Source organism: Mesorhizobium sp. URHB0026, from assembly GCF_054059755.1.
The window spans coordinates 246664-263355 of the sequence record NZ_JBSSCN010000002.1 but is presented as its reverse complement, the minus strand read 5'-3'; the positions used below and the strand labels follow the sequence as shown (position 1 = coordinate 263355).

Sequence of the window (16692 nt, the reverse complement as noted above, 5' to 3'; positions counted from 1 at the left end):
CTCTGGGCCAGCTAATCGCCGTCATCGTCGCGGTTGGCGTGCACGCGGACAACCGGCGCGAGGTCCTGGGCATGGAGATTGGCACGTCGGAGGCCGAGCCGATCTGGACGGAGTTCCTGCGCAAGCTGACACGCCGCGGCCTGCGCGGGGCGATCGTCGTCTCTGACGCGCACGAGGGTCTAAAGAGCGCCGTCACCAAGGTTCTGTCGGCGACATGGCAGCGTTGCCGCGTCCACTTCATCAGAAACGTGCTGGCCCACGCCGGCAAGAGCGGCCGCCGTGTCGTTTCGGCCTTCATCGCCACCGCCTTCCCCTAGGAGACGCCCGAGGCCGCGTCCGTACAATGGCGCGCCGTTGCCGACCAGATCCGGCCGAAGGTGACGAAGCTGGCGATAATCATGGACGACGCCGAGCCCGACGTGCTGGCCTACATGACCTTCCCGAAGGAACATCGCGCCAAGATCCACTCGACGAATCCGATCGAGCGTCTCAACGGCGAGATCAAGCCATGGCGGCTTCTTCCCGATTGAACAACTGACCGGATTTCAGCATCGCATGCATGATGACAGCGAGCTTGCGGGCGACAGCGACAGCTGCCCGCTTGAAGCCTATCTTGTCACGCAGCTTCAGCCCCCATGTGCGCAGACTGCTGTCAGCCCGGCTGCGCGTCAGGATCACGACTGCGGCCTCAAGCCCTCTCAGATGAGGATCCCCACGCCGCGAGATATGACCATCATAATCGACTTCGCCGGATTGATAGCTCGGGTTGTCAAGCCCAGCCACGCTCCGACAGCGCGCGATGTCTTGAAATTCGATGGATCCTCGATGGCACCGATGAATGAAGTCGCAGTGATGGTGCCGTCGCCGGGGATCGATATCAATAGCTGGCATGCGTCATTGTGCCGGGCGTTGGCGACGAGCTGCTGTCCGAGTTCAGCAGCGCGGGCGCGCATGCTGAGCCAAGCTTCGAGAAGTGGCAGGACAATCCGGCCAAGCTCTTCCTGATCGGCCAGCAGGCGCCGGACGTCGGCTTCGAACTTGCCGCTCTTGCTTCGCGGAATGATCAGCCCGAACGTCTTCATGAGCCCGCGGATCTGGTTGGAGAGCTCGGTCGTGATCTTAACCAGCCGGCTCCGCGCGGCCACCAGCGTGCGGCTCAGCATGCTGTCATAGCCCTTCACCCGCACCTCGCGGTAGAAGCCGACCTCGGCCAGATGCGCCAAGCCGTCGGCATCGTTGGCGTCCGTTTTGTACGGTGTCATGTCCAGCGCGGACTTGGCATGCCCGGCGTCGATGCAGATCGCCGGAAGTCCTTCGGCGCTCAAGGCATGATAGAACCACACCGACAAGGGTCCGGTCTCGAACACCACCCGCTCTGCAATCATGTGACGGCTTCCGGCCTTAGGGCGACTCGCTCCCGCGATTACCCCATGTTTGAAATTTGCCAGCCAGCCTCAATCGAGCTTCTTGATGCGCCCCTTTTCGAGACGAAACGCGCCGTTCTGTCCGCCCTGACGTGCGAAGTCGGTCTGTAGCTCATCCCATGTGCCAAGATACTCGCCGCAACCGACGCAATTGATCGGCGTGCTAGGTTGGGCGTCTTTGGGAATCTGCAGTCGGATAATGCGGCAATAGGGGCATTCCAAAAGATGGTCCAGATACTTGCCGGCCATATTTTCAATGATCGTTGTCGTCTTCCTCGCCCGTCGCATTAGGTTGACAACGTTGCCGATCACGTCAGCGGGTCGCTTGGGGCCTTTGGGTCCGGTGGGCATACCTGGATCGTCCTTAAAGACAGTGCCCGGGCAAGCGGGCCAACTTCAGCGATAATCTCAGCCGTTGGGATATGCGCGTCAATTGCAGCAGCGGTAAGGTTGAATACATGCGACATGATCCCGATCCCTTGAAGGTCAGGATGGTTGAGGCTGTTAGTCACGTAACTGTCGAACAATTCTCGGGCGCGGTCCGATACGGGTCTTCTCTCCAAGCTTTCGCTAAAGCATGTAGGAAAGTTTGGCACGCGGCGCGACAATAGCGTTCGCGCGGCAAATTTGAAACTGAGGCAAACGGTTACGGACCTGGACGGGCAGCGTCGCGGACATGATCGAGACCGACGCAGTCTGAGAACGCGGCTACCCGCGAGGGGGACGAGCTCGAGCGGGTGACGACGAAAATCGTCTCGGTCGTTGTGGACGCGGTGATCCTTGCGATGTCCGGACGGGTTCGCGGCCTGGCCGACCGCAAGGTGCGCCACGTCTCGGCCGGCCTCGACCTGCCAAGTCGCAGGACCGAGCTGCAAATCCTCGACAATGCCGTGGCGACCTGCCTTGCCGCCCTGGGAAAGGTCCTCCGAGCCACACCCTGCCAATCTGCTCTTGCCTGCTGCAAGCGTTGGCGCTGTACGCGCAATGGTCGAGCAGCGATCCGGGATCGTTACAAACGTGCACGTTGCGCGCGAGGAGGCCGCGGCAGCTGCTGATGCGCTTCAGGCGGCACGCGAGCGGGTCGGCGAAGAACGGGCACTGCCTGAGCCTGCCAGGGCGAGGCTGCTTTCGGCTTTGTCGACAGCAAGGGCCAGCGGGCACATTGGGGAAACCAAGGCGGCACGCGAGGCAGCGGATGCGGGTGCAACCCGATGGGAGGCCGCGATCATGCGGTTGCATCCCTGGTCGGGAGATGCGCAGGCATTGGCCAGAGTCGCCATTCCGAATGCTGGGCGGCTTGGTGCATGGAAGGCCGTGGCAGCAGAGCTCGGGAAGAGCAGGGGCGTCCTTTTCGAACGTCTTGCCGAGCACCGTGTTTCGGCGTGGATCTTGCTCGGGCAGCGTGGCATTTCATGGGGCGGCTCGTTACTGTCTGAAATTACGCGTACATTGACAACTCCAATTTTGAATATAAGTTCGGTCATAGAACGAATTAACCGGAGTTCGATGTGACCGACCTGCCGCGCATATCCCGTCAGTTCTCACAGCGCTCCGTGATGGAAGCGATCGTCCAGGGCGGGCCGATCTCGCGCGCCTCGATAGCCAAGCTGACAGGCCTGTCGAAGCAGACCATCTCTGAAATCATGCGTGGGCTCGAGCAGGAAGGCTGGGTCCAGGAAACCGGCCGTACCAGCGGCCATGTCGGGCGCACCGCCGTCACCTACGAACTGGTACACGACGCTGCCTATATCATCGCCGTCGACCTTGGCGGCACCAAGGTGCGGGTCGCGCTGACCGACCTTGCCTGCCAGATCTTTGCCGAAGCCGCCACGCCGACCGATCCGCGCGGTGGCCAGTTCGTCGTCGATCAGATTGCAGCGCTGGTCTTCGATGCCGCCGCCAGACAGCGCGTCGCGCGCAAGAAGATACGCCTCGCCGTCATCGGCGCGCCTGGCGCTCCGGACCCGGCTACCGGCCGCATTCTATTGGCGCCGAACATTGCCGGCTTCGCGACGATGAATGTGCTGGATGCCTTCGAAAAGGCGCTCGGCGTCGCGGTGATGATCGAAAACGACGTCAATCTTGCGGTGCTTGGCGAGAACTGGCTCGGTCGGGGCCAGGGCATCGACAATCTCGCCTATATCGCGCTCGGCACCGGCGTCGGCAGCGGGCTGATGCTGGGCGGCCATCTGGTGCGGGGTGCTGCGCACGCCGCTGGCGAGATCGGCTTCATGCCCATTGGTGCTGATGCCTTCGCGGAGGAATCGCTGCGCACCGGCGCCTTCGAACGCGCCGTGGCCACCCACGCCATGACTGATCGCTACCACGCCCTCACCGGCAGGCAGGTCTCCGTGCCGGCAATATTCGAGAATGCCGCGCGTGGCGACAAGGACGCGCTCGCCGTGCTCGATGAAACTGCCCGGCACCTGGCGCAAGGCGTTGCGGCAATCGCGGCGATCGCCAATCCCGAAAAAATCATCCTTGGCGGCTCGATTGGGCTGCGGCCCGAAATGCTGTCCAGGGTGAAGGCGCTTCTGCCGCTATGCTTTCCCTATCCGGTCACGGTCGAGGCGAGCGAACTCGGCGCACGCGCAGCCCTCATTGGCGCGGCGGCAATCGGGCTTGGCCAGTTGCACAACACGCTCTTCGGCGTCGACGCGCCGGATGGCCGGATTTCCCTGCCGCCTGCCCAGGCCGCCGCCCTGAAGGAGACCGCGATATGACTGACGATATCACCGCCCGGCTGCAGGCAGCGCTCGACCGTGACGATGCGCTGACGCTGTTTCGCGGTGCCATCGCCCGCGAGAGCATCACCGGCAACGAAGCCAACGTCGTCGACTTCCTCGAAGCCAGGATGCGCGATCTTGACCTCAGCGGCCTGACCAGGACGGAATTCCTTTCCGGCCGGCCGAACATCTGGGGCGAGCGCAAAGGCGCGGGCCAAGGAGCCGACCGGGGCAAGCGCCTGCTGTTCATCGGCCATACCGACACCGTCCATGTCGACGGCTGGCGTGAGCATTGGGCAGGCACCGAGCGTGAGGAACCGTTCGCCGCCCCCATCATTGACGGCGCTGTCTGGGGCCGCGGCTCCGGCGACCTCAAGGCCGGCATCACTGCTTCGCTTGCTGCACTCGCGCTGCTCGACAAGGCCGGCATTCGCCTCAAGGGCGACGTCGCCTTTGCTTTCGTCGGCGATGAGGAGAGCGGCCAGCCCGGCACCGGCATTTCCGCCGGGATCAAGCACTTCGTCGGCCGCATCGAGGCAGGCGAGGTCGCCGCCCCCGATTTCACCGTCTATGTCGAACCGACCCGCCTTGCCGTCTATGCGGCTCAGATCGGTTTCTTCATCACTGACATCACGATTACGGGAAGGTCCGCCTATTTCGGCGTGCCGGAACTCGGCAAGGATGCGCTTCGCGCCAGCCATGCCGCGATGACGGCGCTGTGGAAACACTCCGACGAAATCGCCGCTCGCGCCGAGCACAGACTGGTCGGGCGCGGCTTCCTGCTCATCACGGGCCTGACAGGGGGCGGCTATATCGCCGTGCCCGAGCGTTGCATGCTATCGCTGATCCGCAAGCTGCTGCCGGGCGAGGACCTCGACACCGCCGCCGACGAAATCGAGGCCGCCGTGCGCGGCGCCATCAGCGATCCGGAGATATCGGTCGAGTTCGCCTATCCCGCCGGCCGCGACCATTCGCTTGGCGGCACCGCCGCCGAGATTGACCAAACCCGGAACGAAGTCGCCCTGCTGTCGGATGCGATGGCCGGCGCGATGAGCGGACGCGGCGGCATCGAGGGCGCGCCGTTCTGGTCGGAGTCCCCGTTCTTGGTCAACCGGCTCGGCATTCCCGCCGTCTATTGCGCGCCGGGTGATATCAGGAATTGCCACACATTCGAGGAGCACGTCGATGTCGAGGAATATCTCGCCGGCATCGTCGGCTTCGCCGCCTTCATGGCCCGCTACTGCGGGGTGGCCAAGTGATCAACCACCGAAGCAAAAATGGGAGAACTGACATGCTGATGAAGAAACTGATCGCCGCCGTCTTTGCCGGCGGACTGTTGCTGGCCGCCAACCCAGTCGTTGCGCAGACGGTCGGCCCGCAGGGCGAAGCCGCCACGCCAAGCGCCGACGTGACGCTGAGCGATGCCGACATCGCCGCCCTCAAGGACAAGGGCTACAAGGCGGCGCTGCTCTGGCATACCTCCTCCGACTTCACCAATGCGGTGACATCAGGCGCCACCGACGAGTTCGCTCGCGCCGGCATCACCATTGCGGTGAAGACGGATGCCCAGTTCGACGCTGCTCGCCAGCGCAGCGACATCGAGACGGCTTTGGCCGCCAAGCCGAACGTCATCCTGGCGCTGCCGCTCGACCCGGCCACCTCGGCCGAAGCTTTCCGACAGGCGGTCAAGGACGGCACCAAGCTGGTGTTCCTGTCCAACCTGCCCAAGGACTACAAGCAAGGCACAGACTACGCCTCGATCGTCACCGACGATCTATTCCAGATGGGCAAGCAGGCGGCAGATGCGATGGCCAAGGCCATCGGCGGCAAGGGCCAGGTCGGCTACATCTTCCACGATGCCAGCTATTACGTCACCAACCAGCGCGACAAGGCCTTCAAGACCACCATCGAGAAGGACTACCCTGATATCAAGATCGTCGCCGAACAGGGCATTTCCGATCCGGCCCGCGCCGAGGAACTGGCCAATGCCATGCTGCTGCAGCATCCCGATCTCGACGGCATCTACGTGACCTGGGCCGAGCCGGCCGACGGCGTGCTTTCGGCGCTGCGTGGCGCCGGCAACACCAAGACGAAGATCGTCACGCTCGACCTCGCCGAGCCGGTGGCGCTCGACATGGTCAAGGGCGGCAATGTCGCAGCACTCGTCGCCGACAAAGCCTATGAACTCGGCCGCGCCATGGCTGCTGCCGGCATGAAGTCGCTGCTCGGCCAGCCGACACCAGCCTTCGTCGTCGCTCCGGCGCTGACCGTGACCAAGGAGAATGTCGCGCAGGGCTGGAAGGACTCACTCAACCGCGAGGCGCCGCAGCCGGTGCTCGACGCAGCAAAGTAAGGCTCTCGCTCCGGTACGGCCCGCCGCACGGAGCTTTTCTTCGACCCAACAAAAAGGGAACTGACATGCGCAAAGCATCTGTAATCATGACTGCCGTGGCGAGCCTGTTTGCCATGCACGCCTTCGCCGCTGAAGGGGTCACCACAGGGCCGAATGGTGAAAAGCCGGTGCCAGCGAGAAGTCTTACGCTGACGGAGGCGCAAGAGCAGCAGATCAAGGACGGCAAGTTTACGGCCGCCCTCGTCTGGCACGAGATGAGCGAATACACCAACGCCGTCAACGCCGGCGCCCATGACGAGTTCAAGCGCCTCGGCATCGAGGTGGTCGCGCAGACCGATGCCGGTTTCGACGCCGCGCGACAGAAGGCCGATGTCGAGACGGTGATGGCCAAAAAGCCGTCGATCATCCTGTCGCTTCCCGTCGACCCGGCAACCGCAGCTTCGGTCTACGATCCGGCCCGCCACGCCGGCGTCAAGCTCGGCTTCGTCGACAATTGCCCGGCCGGCTACAAGCAGGGCACGGATTACGTCACCATCGTTTCCGACGATCTCTTCCAGATGGGCAACAAGGCCGGCATCGCCATGGCCGAGGCGCTCGGCAAGAAGGGCAAGGTCGGCTACATCTTCCACGATGCCGATTTCTACGTCACCAACCAGCGCGACCAGGCCTTCAAGAAGACCATCCAGCAGGACTATCCTGATATGAAGATCGAGGCCGAGGCCGGCATGGCCGACCCGGCGCGCAGCGAAGACATTGCCCAGGCGATGATCACCCAGCATCCGGACCTAGACGGCATCTATGTCACCTGGGCCGAACCGGCGCTGAGCGTGCTCTCGGCCTTGCGCGGCGCCGGCAATAGCCACACCAAGATCGTAACACTCGACCTCAACGAGCCTGCCGCGCTCGACATGGTCAAGGGCGGCAACATCGCGGCTCTTGTCGCCGACGAGGCCTACAGCATCGGCGTGACGCTGGCGCGCGCCTCGGCAGGCTCGCTGGTCGGCAACAAGGCCGAGCCATTCTATGCCGTTGATTCCATCGCCGTCACCAAGGACACGGTGAAGGACGGTTGGAAGAAGTCCCTCAACAGGGACGTACCAGCGGCCATCGCGGAAGCAATGAAATAGGCTCAAGGCGAAGCGCTCTCACCGGAGGGATAAAATGTCCAGTGCCAACACCAGTGCCGGTAGCAGCTTTGCCAGCCGCTCCAATCTGCAGCAATATGTCGTCTACCTCGGTTTCCTGGCGATCTTCCTGTTCTTCGCCATTGTGCTGAGGGACAGCGGCTTCCTCACCGTCCGCAATTTATCGAACATCGTTTTGCAGACGACGCCGGTGACGATCATGGCCATCGGCCTGGTCTTCGTCATGTCGGCCGGCGAAATCGATTTGTCGATCGGCTCGATCGTGGCGGTGGCGGCCCTTGCAGCCGCCGTCACCATCAACGCTTACGGCATGCCGGCAGGCATCGTCGCCGGCCTCGGCGCCGGCCTGCTTATCGGCGTCATCAACGGCGTCCTCGTCGCCTATGTCAGGCTGCCCTCCTTCCTGGTGACGCTGGCGACGCTTGGCCTGTTCGCCGGCGTTTCCCGTTCGATGACAGACCTGCGCTCGATCTCGGTGACCAATGAAGCCTTCACCGGCTTCTTCGGTTCCGGCTCGCTGCTCGGTGTCCCCTCGCTGGTCTGGTGGTCGGTAATTGCCGTCACCATCGGCCACTTGGTGTTCCGCGAAACCCGTTTCGGCGCGCATGTGCTGGCGACCGGCGACAATGCCCGCGCCGCAAGCGTGTCGGGCATTAGCGTGCCCAGGATCAGGCTCGCCGTGCTGGCCATCAGCGGCGGGCTGGCCGGTCTTGCCGGCCTGCTCTACGCCGGTCGCCTGCAGGCGGCGAAATATACGCTCGGCGAAACCGACCTGATGACGGTCATCGCCGCCGTCATCGTCGGCGGCACGCTGCTCAATGGCGGCAAGGGATCCGTGGTCGGCGCGCTGGTCGGCTCGCTGATGATGGGCATGCTCAACAACGGCCTGATCCTGATGGGCCTGTCGGTCTCCGACCAGATGATCGTGCGCGGCCTCATTATCCTGACCGCCGTCGCCGTGTCGCTGCGCGAAAAATCCCGCTGAAGGAAGCCATACATGTTTCTCGACGTTCTGCGCCGCCGCAACCCCGCTTTCATTGAAGCAGCTATGCGGTTGCACCAGCAAGGTAAGCTGCCGGCCAATGCTTATGTGCTGGATCTAGACACGGTTGAGGCCAATGCGCGGATTCTCAAGGACGAAGCCAGCCGCAACGGCCTGAAGATCTTCGCCATGACCAAGCAGGTCGGCCGCTCCTCGTCGTTCTGCCGGGCGGTGACGCGCGGCGGCATCGACCGCGCGGTCGCCGTTGACATGGCCTGCGCCCGCGCCACCCACAACGCAGGCATGAAGCTTGGCCATCTCGGCCATCTCCAGCAGGTCGCAAAATTCGAAGCGGCGGCTGCGGCGAAAACCTTCAAGCCGGACTACTGGACCGTGTTCAACGATGCCAAGGCTGGGGAAGCTGCGGCAGGCGCCAAGGCGGCCGGCTATGTGCAGGAGCTGCTGGCTCGCATATCGGCGGAAGGCGATATTTTCTACCGCGGCCATGAAGGCGGCTTCGACGCCGCCGACATCGTCGATGTCGCCGACCGCCTCGATGCACTGGCCGGCGGCCGCTTCGCCGGCATCACCACTTTCCCTGCTTTGCTGTTCGACCATGCCTCGCGAAAAGTGCTGCCGACCCCCAATCTGGCGACGCTCGCCAACGCGGCCGAAGCGCTGGCCAAGACAGGCCGCAAGGGCATCGAGATCAACGCGCCGGGCACCACCTCGAGCGTTATGCTGGCGGCACTCGCCGAAGCTGGCGCGACCCAGTGCGAGCCCGGGAATGGACTGCATGGCACCACGGCGCTGCATGTCATGGAAGATTTGCCGGAGCTGCCGGCGGTGCTCTATCTCACCGAGGTCTCGCATCTCTCGGGCGGCAAGGCCTATTGCCTTGGCGGCGGCTTCTACATCGACCCGATCTTCCCCGACTATGACGTCAAGGCAATCGTCTCGGCCGAGCCGACGACGGCAGGCTCGGCACTGCGCAGCGTTGAGGTGCCGCCGCCCTCGGCGATCGACTATTACGCCATGATTGATGCCGCCGGCGCGAACGCGCCAAAGCCTGGCGACAGCGCCGTGTTCGGCTTCCGTGGCCAGGCCTTCGTCACCCGCGCCCATATTGTCGGCATCTCGGGCATTTCGACGGGCAATCCGAAAGTGGAAACCATCGAGAACGGGTTCGGTGAACCCTATGCCTGGCCCGTCTAGGAGAAACACATGACCTTGAGCGCGCCCATCCTTCAGCTGCAGGACATTCGCAAGAATTTCGGCGGCATCACCGCGATCGAGAGCTTCTCGCTCCAGGTTTTCCCGGGCGAGATCGTTGCACTTGTCGGCGACAACGGCGCCGGCAAGTCGACGCTGGTCAAGATCGTCTCGGGCGTCCACCCGCCCTCTTCCGGCACCATCATCATCGAAGGAAAACCGGTGACGATGTCGAACGCCACCATGGGGCGCTCGCACGGAATCGAGGTCGTCTACCAGGACCTGGCGCTGGCCGACCAGCAGACGGTCTACATGAACATGTTCCTCGGCCGCGAGCCGCTGAACCGCCTCGGTCTGCTCGACCGCCGCCGCATGATCGACGAGACCGAGAAACTGGTGAAGGAACTGGACGTGCGCATCCCCTCCGCCCACGCCACTATTCGTGATCTCTCCGGCGGCCAGCGCCAGGGCGTTGCGATCGCGCGCGCCACGCATTGGGCAAGCAAGCTGATCCTGCTGGATGAGCCGACAGCGGCGCTGGGCGTTGCCGAAACCGCCCGGGTGGAGGCTATCGTCCAGTCGCTGAAGCAGCGCAATGTCGGCATCCTGATCATCAGCCACAGCCTCGACCAGGTCTTCAAGCTCTCGGATCGCATCTGCGTGCTGAGGCGTGGCAAGCAGATTGGAATTCGCGAGACCGCGAAGACCGATAAGAACGAGATCATTGCCATGATCACTGGCCTGCAGCAGCAATAGCAGGAACTATCTCTGAGAGCCTCCCGCCAGGGCAACACCAAGTGCCTCACGCAGCGCTCATCCGACACTATTCGTTGTTGTCGGCTGACAGGTTTTAGATTGGACTTCGCAGACGAGAACACAATCAGCTCGGATTTGCCGTTCAGCTCTGCCTGATGCGATATCCGGGCAGGGTGTTAGTCTAGCGGCCGATGAAACTCCGCCTCGCGCAATGTTAAAGTACGTTGCTGAGCAGATTGGCGTCGACGCTGGAAAGTTTGCGCTCGATGCACGCCGTGAAGAAACGGCCAATGCACTCAGCCTCTCCTTCTTGTGCTCGCGCAAATGCTCCATATCAAGGTAGCGGCGAATACGGCGAAGCTGCAATGCGGCACCGCCATCAGCAATTCGAAAAGGTTGGCGCCCTTCCAATCGGCCGATACCAGAGGTCGTGTGGGGACGAAAGCGCGATGATCCGCTGCCGGACTTCGCGACAAAGGCCATAGCCGCAGGCTTCGAAGCTGGACTGTTTCCCAAGGGAAGTGGCTCCAAACCTTCTTGTGATCGCTAGGTGATATCGATAACATGGGGCGCAAGTCGCTAAGTCTGGCGGACGTTAGATTGGCTGGGATGTACTGTGGAGCAGTGTGATGGCCAAGGCAGCTGCATCGAGACCGGGCGAAAGCCACACGCCGACGATGGTCGACGTGGCGCTGCGGGCCGGTGTGTCGACCATGACGGTGTCGCGCGCCTTGAAGGAAGGCAGCCGGGTTTCCAAGGCCACGCGCGAAAAGATCATGGCGGCGGTCGACGACCTCGGCTACGTGCTCGACCAATCGGCCGGCAGTCTGTCCTCGCGCAAGACGGGGTTCGTCGCCGCGATCGTCCCTTCGATCAACAATTCCAACTTCGCCGACACGGCGCGCGGCATCACGGACGAGCTTGAAAGCACTGGGCTCCAGCTCTTGCTCGGCTACACCGACTATACGGCCGAGAAGGAGGAACAACTGATCGAGGCGATGCTGCGCCGGCGGCCCGAAGGCATCATCCTGACGGGCGGCGCGCATACAGACCGCGCCCGCAGCCTTCTGAAAAGCGCCGGCATTCCCGTGGTCGAAACCTGGGAGTTGCCGGCAAAGCCCATCGATCAGGTGGTCGGGTTCTCTAACGAAGAGGCGATGGGGCTGCTGGTCAAGACGCTCGCAAAAAAGGGCTACCGGAAGTTCGGTTATATCGGCGGCACGACCTCGCGCGACACGCGCGGCAGCCAGCGGCGCGAAGGCTTCGTCAGGGCCATCGAGGAACTTGGCCTGCCGACCGGCCGGCTCGTTTCCTTCGGCGTGCCGCCGATCTCCATCGAGCAGGGCGGCCAGGCTGTCGTCAGCATGCTGGAACGCTGGCCGGACACCGAGGCCGTGCTTTGCGTCTCCGATCTTTCGGCCTTCGGTGCGCTTATGGAATGCAAGCGCCGGGGCATGCGAGTGCCGCAGGACATCGCGATAGCCGGCTTCGGCGACTATGAGGTCGCCGCCTTCTGCTATCCCGGCATCACCACCGTGAATGTGGACTGCTACGGCATCGGGCAACAGGCTACCCGAAGATTGATCCAGGTGATCCGCGGCGACGAGAAACGCCACGGCCAAGAGATCGTCCTGACCGGCTATCGCGTTGTCGAGCGCGAAAGCACCTGAGGGTCTTCTGTTCCGAAAACCGGTTCCCACTTCTGCGGATCATGCTCTAATTGAAAGCGATCTGGACCTTCATCGACTTGTTTCGGTCACCGGCGATCTCGAAAGCCGCAACCGCCTCGTCGAGAGGATAGATGCCGGTCAGCAGCAGTTTGACATCCACCCGGCGACGGTTGATCAGATCGACGGCGAGCGCGAACTCGTCGTGGAAGCGGAAGCTACCGCGCATCTCGATCTCTTTGGCGACGATCAGGTTCTGCGGGATCGACACGTCGCCGCCGAGGCCGAGCTGCATCAGCACGCCGCGCGGCTTCAGGACATCGAGGCCGGACCGCATGGCGCGTTCGTTGCCGGAGGCTTCGAACATGACGTCGAAACTGCCCTTGTCGACATTGTAGGCCGCGAGCTTTTCGACGTCGGTCGCGACATTGATCGTGCGGTCAGCGCCGATCTCCAGGGCCTTTGTCAGCACGCCGTCCATGACATCGGTGGCGACGATTTCACGCGCGCCGTGGGCTCTGGCTGCCAGGATGCAAAGCGCGCCGATCGGACCGCAGCCGGTAACCAGAACGCGCTTGCCAAGCAGCGAGCCAGCACGGTTCATGGCATGCAGCGTCACCGCAAAGGGCTCGGCGAACGCGGCTTCGTTGATGGAGACATGGTCAGCTATTCTGTGGCACTGCCACGCCTCGGCGACCAGGCGCTGGCGGAACGCCCCCTGGATGTGCGGCATCGGCATGGCGCTGCCGTAGAAGCGCATGTTCAGGCACTGGTTCTGCATTCCTTGCAGGCAGAAGCGGCAGGCATTGCAGGGGCGGCTGGGCGAGACAGCGACGCGGTCGCCGATGGCAAGCGCGGAAACGCCGCCGCCGATGGCCTTCACCGTGCCGGCAACCTCGTGGCCGAGGATCATCGGCTCGCGCAGGCGGATCGCGCCGAAGCCGCCATGGTTGTAGTAGTGCAGATCCGAGCCGCAGATGCCCCCGACTTCGACAGCGATTTCGACCTGCCCATCGCCGAGGACGCCTGGATCGGTCTCTTCGATCCTCAGGTCCTTTGCGGCGTGGATGACGATCGACTTCATAAGGTGATCCTTTCTCAGACGACCGGCGTCAGCAAGGTCTGCCCACTGAAATGGGCCGCGAGATTGTCGCGAACCAGCTGACCCATGGCCTTGCGGGTCTCCACCGTGCCGCTGCCATGGTGCGGTTGCAGCACAACGTTGGAGAGCTTTCCGAAGCGCTCGTCGATCCTCGGTTCGTTCCAGAACACGTCGAGCCCGGCGCCCTTGATCGCACCGCATTCCAGCGCGGCAAGCAGCGCGGTCTCGTTGACGGTGCTGCCGCGCGATATGTTGATCAAAATGCCGTCCGGCCCGAGCGCTGCCAGAACCTGTGCATCGACGATGTTCTTGGTGCCTTCGCCACCGGCCAGGGTCACGATCAGGAACTCACTCTGGCGTGCCATCTCAACCAGATCGCTGACGAAGTCGTAAGGCAGGTCGTCGTGTTTGCGGGTGCTGAAATAGGCGATCTCGCAGTCGAAGGCAGCCGCGCGCCGGGCCATGGCCTTGCCGATGCGGCCCATGCCGACAATGCCCAGCCTTTTTCCGTAAACGCGCGTCACCAGCGGCATGTTGGCCTGACGCCAGCTGCCATCGCGCACATAGGCATCGGCCTGAGGAATCTGGCGCGCCACGGCGAGCAGCAGGCCGATGCCGATATCGGCCACATCCTCGGTCAGCACGTCGGGGGTGTTGGTGACGCGGATGCCGTTTCCCCTGGCGTAGACAAGGTCGATGGCGTCGGTGCCCATGCCGTAGCAGGAGACGATTTCGAGCATCGGCAGTTTCGCCATCAGCGCGGCACTGGCGCCAAGCTCGCCGCGCGTCGCAATGGCGCGGATAGCGCCGGCATGGCTTGAGATCAGTGCGCCCTTGTCGTCAGCCTGCCAAAGCTTGTGGACGCGATATTTGACTTCGAGGTCTGCCATGTCCCAGTCCGGATAGGGACCGGTCATCAATATGTCGGTCACGGCATCGTCTCCCGCGCAACTGCATTTTTCCATTGACTATGTTATCGATAACATTCATGTCAATAGGCACTGACGGCGGCGCGGCGGAAATCGTATCCCGCTTCAGGGAAATTCCTCGGGAGGAGCACGTGAGCAGTTCGTTGTTCGATTTGACCGGCATGCGGGCGCTGGTCACCGGTTCGGGGCAGGGCATCGGGCTGGCCTTGGCGGAGGGGCTGGCGCAGCACGGCGCCGAAATCGTGCTCAACGGCCGCAGCGGCGAAAAGGTCAAAGCAGCCGCGGATGCGCTGGCGGCGAAGGGATACAAGGCCCATAGCGCAGCCTTCGACGTCACCGATCACGCGGCGGTGGCCAATGGCGTTGCCGAGATCGAGGCGACGATCGGCGCCATCGACATCCTCATCAACAATGCCGGCATGCAGTTCCGCATGCCGCTTGAGGATTTTCCCGCTGACAAATGGGACGAATTGCTGCGCACCAACATCTCCAGCGTGTTCTTTGTCGGGCAAGCGGTGGCGCGGCACATGATCCCGCGCAAGCGCGGCAAGATCATCAACATCGCCTCGGTGCAAAGCGAGCTGGCGCGGACCAACATCGCGCCCTATACGGCCACGAAAGGCGCGGTGCGCAACCTGACGCGCGGCATGTGCGCCGACTGGGCCAAGCATGGCTTGCAGATCAATTCCATCGCGCCGGGCTACTTCAAGACGCCGCTCAACCAGGCGCTGGTTGACAATCCCGAATTTTCAGCCTGGCTGACCAACCGCACGCCAGCAGGACGCTGGGGCGACGTCGGCGAACTGGTCGGGGCGGCGGTGTTTCTGGCCGGACCGGCCTCATCCTTTGTCAATGGACACACGCTCTATGTCGACGGTGGCATCACGACCTGTCTTTGAACCCGCGCTCATTGTCGTGATGGGCGTCAGTGGCTGCGGCAAGACCGAAGTTGGCGTCGAGATCGCCGCGCGGCTTGGTATCGCCTTCGTCGAAGGCGATACGCTGCATCCGCGCGGCAATGTCGAAAAAATGTCGGCGGGCATACCGCTTGCCGACGACGATCGCTGGCCGTGGCTGGACCTGGTCGGCGCGGCCTTGCGCCAGGCGCGTGAGGAGGGCCGCGGGCTCGTCGTCTCTTGCTCGGCGTTGAAGAAGTCCTATCGCGATCGACTTCGCCATGTGGCGGGCGGGCCGCTGTTTTTTGTATTCCTGGACGGATCACGCTCGCTGCTGCAAGCCAGGCTCGCCGCGCGTCGCGACCACTTCTTCCCGCCGGCGCTGCTCGACAGCCAGTTCGCGGCGCTGGAACATCCTGGCGACGAAAAGCTGGTGGTTACAGTGGACATCGACGCCCCCATCGACAGGATTGCCGATGCCACATTGCAAGGGCTGGGCGCCTTTGGGATCGCCACCGCCAGATCAAGGAAAGAGGCTCGTTAAGATGATGCAAGCTGCAAAAGTCGCCGTTGTCGGCGCCGGCATCATGGGGTCGGCAATCGCCACCCGCCTGATCGAGGCCAGGCAGGCGGTCACGGTGTTCGATCTGGACAAGGCCAAGGTCGCCGCGCTGACCGCGAAGGGCGCGGCTGCCGTGGCGTCGGTCGCCGAGGCAACACGAGCGAACGACTTCGTCATCCTCAGTCTCAACCATGCCGATATCGTGCGTTCGGGGGTGTTCGGCGATGCCGGTGTCGCGGCCGCGGCATCATCCGACAAACTGCTGATCGACATGTCGTCGATCGACCCGGCCGACACTGCGCAAATGGCGAAGAAGCTCGCGGCCGAGACCGGGATGAAATGGCTCGACTGCCCGCTGTCGGGCGGCGTTCCCGGCGCGCTGGCCGGCCGGCTGACGGTCATGGCGGGCGGTGACGCCGCAGATTTCGAACGCGCACGCACGGTGATGCAACATCTCTGCGCCAACTACACGCTGATGGGGCCGAGCGGGGCAGGGCAGACGACCAAGTTGATCAACCAGCTGTTCTGTGCGGTGCTGTTCCAGGCCGTTGCCGAGGCGGTGAAACTCGCCGAAGCCGGCGGCGTCGATCCGAAGGCAATTCCGGCCGCACTCAAGGGCGGGCGTGCCGATTCCAGCATCATGCAGGAGTTCATGGCAAAATTCGCCGCTCGCGATTTTTCAGCCACCGGTCGCATCGACAACATGCTGAAGGACCTGGATTCGCTGCAGGCCTTTGCGCTGAAAACCAAGACGCCGATGCCGATGACCGGGCAAGTGGTCGAGATCCACCGCCTGCTCTGCGCCGCTGGACTGGGGCCAAGGGATTCGGCCGAAATGATGCGCCTGCTCGACGGCAAGACCAGCTAAGCTTCGATGCCTGATATTGTCGCTTGACGCTCAGAAATGTTATCGATAACATTCTCTGGCGATCTCGGGA

At 63.1% G+C, this 16692-nt stretch carries 15 protein-coding genes and 3 pseudogenes; 14 read left to right on the top strand and 4 right to left on the bottom strand.

Annotated features, from left to right (window positions below; genetic code table 11):
- Nucleotides 1-14 precede the first annotated feature (14 nt).
- Nucleotides 15-506 (top strand): annotated as a pseudogene (locus ACVWWD_RS29890) (IS256 family transposase); the annotation flags it as partial.
- Here the strand turns inward: ACVWWD_RS29890 and ACVWWD_RS29885 are convergent.
- Together ACVWWD_RS29885 and ACVWWD_RS29880 are read right to left on the bottom strand one after the other, a co-directional pair.
- Nucleotides 502-1385 (bottom strand): annotated as a pseudogene (locus ACVWWD_RS29885) (IS110 family RNA-guided transposase). The pseudogenes ACVWWD_RS29890 and ACVWWD_RS29885 sit on opposite strands and share 5 nt — an antisense overlap.
- Before the next feature lie 69 nt (nt 1386-1454).
- Nucleotides 1455-1775 (bottom strand): hypothetical protein, encoded by a 321-nt coding sequence (locus ACVWWD_RS29880; protein ID WP_023775177.1) that lies wholly within the window; start codon nt 1773-1775, stop codon nt 1455-1457.
- 386 nt (nt 1776-2161) lie between these two features.
- Here ACVWWD_RS29880 and ACVWWD_RS29875 point away from each other — a divergent pair, with 386 nt between their 5' ends.
- From ACVWWD_RS29875 to ACVWWD_RS29830, 10 genes and pseudogenes are all read left to right on the top strand, one after another.
- On the top strand, nt 2162-2479 hold the full coding sequence (locus ACVWWD_RS29875) for a hypothetical protein (protein ID WP_457103683.1): 318 nt from the start codon (nt 2162-2164) through the stop codon (nt 2477-2479).
- A 453-nt stretch (nt 2480-2932) separates the two neighbouring features.
- Complete coding sequence (locus ACVWWD_RS29870; protein ID WP_352732611.1) at nt 2933-4147, top strand: ROK family transcriptional regulator; 1215 nt, start codon at nt 2933-2935, stop codon at nt 4145-4147.
- Nucleotides 4144-5409: a M20 family metallopeptidase gene (locus ACVWWD_RS29865; protein WP_352732608.1), complete on the top strand. Its 1266-nt coding sequence runs from the start codon at nt 4144-4146 to the stop codon at nt 5407-5409. Before ACVWWD_RS29870 ends, ACVWWD_RS29865 begins: the two co-directional genes overlap by 4 nt.
- 32 nt (nt 5410-5441) lie before the next feature.
- Nucleotides 5442-6503 carry a substrate-binding domain-containing protein gene (locus ACVWWD_RS29860; protein ID WP_023775180.1) on the top strand — a complete coding sequence of 354 codons (1062 nt, stop codon included), beginning with the start codon at nt 5442-5444 and terminating at the stop codon, nt 6501-6503.
- Nucleotides 6504-6568: 65 nt separating this feature from the next.
- Entirely contained in the window at nt 6569-7630 is a 1062-nt protein-coding gene (locus tag ACVWWD_RS29855; protein ID WP_023775181.1) for a substrate-binding domain-containing protein, read from the top strand.
- A gap of 34 nt (nt 7631-7664) precedes the next feature.
- Nucleotides 7665-8633, top strand: coding sequence for an ABC transporter permease (locus ACVWWD_RS29850; RefSeq protein WP_023775182.1), 969 nt, complete (start codon nt 7665-7667; stop codon nt 8631-8633).
- Between the two features lie 12 nt (nt 8634-8645).
- Nucleotides 8646-9845, top strand: coding sequence for an alanine racemase (locus ACVWWD_RS29845; protein ID WP_352596611.1), 1200 nt, complete (start codon nt 8646-8648; stop codon nt 9843-9845).
- A 9-nt stretch (nt 9846-9854) separates the two neighbouring features.
- Entirely contained in the window at nt 9855-10598 is a 744-nt protein-coding gene (locus tag ACVWWD_RS29840; RefSeq protein ID WP_352596609.1) for an ATP-binding cassette domain-containing protein, read from the top strand.
- A pseudogene (locus ACVWWD_RS29835) lies at nt 10595-10884 on the top strand (DUF4158 domain-containing protein); the annotation flags it as partial. The gene ACVWWD_RS29840 and the pseudogene ACVWWD_RS29835, both read left to right, overlap by 4 nt.
- A gap of 343 nt (nt 10885-11227) precedes the next feature.
- A complete protein-coding gene (locus ACVWWD_RS29830) occupies nt 11228-12268 on the top strand; it encodes a LacI family DNA-binding transcriptional regulator (protein ID WP_457103682.1) in 1041 nt (346 codons plus the stop codon).
- 46 nt (nt 12269-12314) lie between these two features.
- Here ACVWWD_RS29830 and ACVWWD_RS29825 read toward each other — a convergent pair whose 3' ends face one another.
- Nucleotides 12315-13349 carry an L-idonate 5-dehydrogenase gene (locus ACVWWD_RS29825; RefSeq protein WP_023774727.1) on the bottom strand — a complete coding sequence of 345 codons (1035 nt, stop codon included), beginning with the start codon at nt 13347-13349 and terminating at the stop codon, nt 12315-12317.
- Nucleotides 13350-13363: 14 nt separating this feature from the next.
- Entirely contained in the window at nt 13364-14332 is a 969-nt protein-coding gene (locus ACVWWD_RS29820; RefSeq protein ID WP_352596606.1) for a 2-hydroxyacid dehydrogenase, read from the bottom strand.
- A 125-nt stretch (nt 14333-14457) separates the two neighbouring features.
- On the opposite strand from ACVWWD_RS29820, the gene ACVWWD_RS29815 reads away from it, so the two are divergent.
- Genes ACVWWD_RS29815 through ACVWWD_RS29805 form a run of 3 tightly spaced genes read left to right on the top strand, consistent with a single transcriptional unit; the run spans nt 14458 to nt 16622 of the window.
- The gene (locus tag ACVWWD_RS29815) at nt 14458-15195 is read left to right on the top strand and encodes an SDR family oxidoreductase (protein WP_031241675.1); all 738 of its coding nucleotides are present in this window, start codon (nt 14458-14460) and stop codon (nt 15193-15195) included.
- Nucleotides 15164-15736, top strand: a complete 573-nt coding sequence (locus ACVWWD_RS29810; RefSeq protein WP_051410252.1) for a gluconokinase — start codon at nt 15164-15166, stop codon at nt 15734-15736. Before ACVWWD_RS29815 ends, ACVWWD_RS29810 begins: the two co-directional genes overlap by 32 nt.
- A gap of 1 nt (nt 15737) precedes the next feature.
- Nucleotides 15738-16622: an NAD(P)-dependent oxidoreductase gene (locus tag ACVWWD_RS29805; protein ID WP_023774723.1), complete on the top strand. Its 885-nt coding sequence runs from the start codon at nt 15738-15740 to the stop codon at nt 16620-16622.
- Nucleotides 16623-16692 lie beyond the last annotated feature (70 nt).

What these genes read in the sequence shown, in the direction of transcription:
- ACVWWD_RS29880 (WP_023775177.1), bottom strand. Translation starts at nt 1,775, where the DNA reads ATGCCCACCGGACCCAAAGGCCCCAAGCGACCCGCTGACGTGATCGGC.
- ACVWWD_RS29865 (WP_352732608.1), top strand. Translation starts at nt 4,144, where the DNA reads ATGACTGACGATATCACCGCCCGGCTGCAGGCAGCGCTCGACCGTGAC.
- ACVWWD_RS29860 (WP_023775180.1), top strand. Translation starts at nt 5,442, where the DNA reads ATGCTGATGAAGAAACTGATCGCCGCCGTCTTTGCCGGCGGACTGTTG.
- ACVWWD_RS29855 (WP_023775181.1), top strand. Translation starts at nt 6,569, where the DNA reads ATGCGCAAAGCATCTGTAATCATGACTGCCGTGGCGAGCCTGTTTGCC.
- ACVWWD_RS29850 (WP_023775182.1), top strand. Translation starts at nt 7,665, where the DNA reads ATGTCCAGTGCCAACACCAGTGCCGGTAGCAGCTTTGCCAGCCGCTCC.
- ACVWWD_RS29845 (WP_352596611.1), top strand. Translation starts at nt 8,646, where the DNA reads ATGTTTCTCGACGTTCTGCGCCGCCGCAACCCCGCTTTCATTGAAGCA.
- ACVWWD_RS29840 (WP_352596609.1), top strand. Translation starts at nt 9,855, where the DNA reads ATGACCTTGAGCGCGCCCATCCTTCAGCTGCAGGACATTCGCAAGAAT.
- ACVWWD_RS29830 (WP_457103682.1), top strand. Translation starts at nt 11,228, where the DNA reads ATGGCCAAGGCAGCTGCATCGAGACCGGGCGAAAGCCACACGCCGACG.
- ACVWWD_RS29825 (WP_023774727.1), bottom strand. Translation starts at nt 13,349, where the DNA reads ATGAAGTCGATCGTCATCCACGCCGCAAAGGACCTGAGGATCGAAGAG.
- ACVWWD_RS29820 (WP_352596606.1), bottom strand. Translation starts at nt 14,332, where the DNA reads ATGGAAAAATGCAGTTGCGCGGGAGACGATGCCGTGACCGACATATTG.
- ACVWWD_RS29815 (WP_031241675.1), top strand. Translation starts at nt 14,458, where the DNA reads ATGCGGGCGCTGGTCACCGGTTCGGGGCAGGGCATCGGGCTGGCCTTG.
- ACVWWD_RS29810 (WP_051410252.1), top strand. Translation starts at nt 15,164, where the DNA reads ATGTCGACGGTGGCATCACGACCTGTCTTTGAACCCGCGCTCATTGTC.
- ACVWWD_RS29805 (WP_023774723.1), top strand. Translation starts at nt 15,738, where the DNA reads ATGATGCAAGCTGCAAAAGTCGCCGTTGTCGGCGCCGGCATCATGGGG.